This window comes from Frankia canadensis, assembly GCF_900197875.1.
Classification (GTDB): Bacteria; Actinomycetota; Actinomycetes; order Frankiales; family Frankiaceae; genus Frankia; species Frankia canadensis.
In genome coordinates this window covers 1-1,097 of record NZ_FZMO01000461.1, presented here as the reverse complement: position 1 = coordinate 1,097, position 1,097 = coordinate 1, and the positions used below count along the sequence as shown (strand labels likewise).

1 protein-coding gene is annotated in these 1,097 nt (G+C 77.6%); it reads left to right on the top strand.

Annotated elements, in window-relative coordinates; translation table 11 throughout:
- Positions 1 to 1,097: ATP-dependent helicase C-terminal domain-containing protein (locus tag C1A33_RS26170; RefSeq protein WP_279354700.1), on the top strand; the 1,097-nt coding region annotated here is incomplete at both ends.

Genomic DNA, 1,097 nt, shown 5'->3' with positions numbered 1-1,097 from the left:
GCGCGTTCGCCCTGGTCGGCGCCCATCCGCGGCTCGCGCGGGCGCTGCTCGACGGCAGCCGGGCCATCGGCGCCCGCCGGGCGGCGGAGGTGGTGGCGATGCTCTCCGGCGACGGCCCGGCCGGTGGCCCCTCCGATGACCTCGTCGCCGCTTGGCGTCACCTGCGCAACAACACCGACCGGGCCGCGACCGCCCGCTGGCGGGCGGAGACCCGTCGGCTGGCCTCGGCCGCGCAGGCTGCACCCCCTGGGATCGAGGGGCTCACCGGGCCCGGGAAACCCGCTGGCCCGGTCGGGTCCGCCGAAGCTGGGCTCGCCGGGCGCGGAGCGGGTGGGATGCCCGACGATCTTGCGGCGGGGCTGGTGGTCGGCCTGGCCTTTCCCGAGCGGCTTGCGCGGGCCCGCGACCCCGGCCGCCCGAGCTACCTGATGGCTGGCGGGACCGGCGCCGAACTCGCCCCGGGCACGGCACTGACGGGAACGGAATGGCTCGCCATCGCGGTCGCCGACCGCGGCCCCGGCCGGACGTCCGCCCGCGTACGCCTGGCCGTCGCCCTGGACGCGAGCACCGCACGGGAGGCCGGCGCGGCGCTGCTGCACACCGGGGACGAGGTCGCCTGGTCCGCGGGCGACATCGTCGCCCGCCAGGTCGAGCGCCTCGGCGCCATCGTTCTCACCGAACGCCCGGTAGCGAGGCCGGACCGGTCCGTGCTGCGGGCCGCCGTGCTCGACGGGCTGCGCGACGCGGGACTCCCCGTGCTGCGCTGGAGTGCCGACGCGCTCAGCCTGCGCGACCGACTCGCGTTCTGCCACCGCCTGCTCGGCGCCCCCTGGCCGGACGTCACCGATGCCGCCCTGCTCGACGCCGCCCCGGACTGGCTCGGGCCGGACCTCGACAACGTGCGACGCCGCGCTGACCTTGAACGCATCGACACCGGTCACGCCCTGCGCCGGCTGCTCCCCTGGCCCCACGCCGCCCGACTGGACGAGTTGGCGCCCGAGCGGGTGGTGGTGCCGAGCGGCTCCCGGGTACGCCTCGACTACAGCGGGACCAGCGGTGCGCCCGGCCCGGTGCTGGCCGTCAAGATCGCCGAGGTG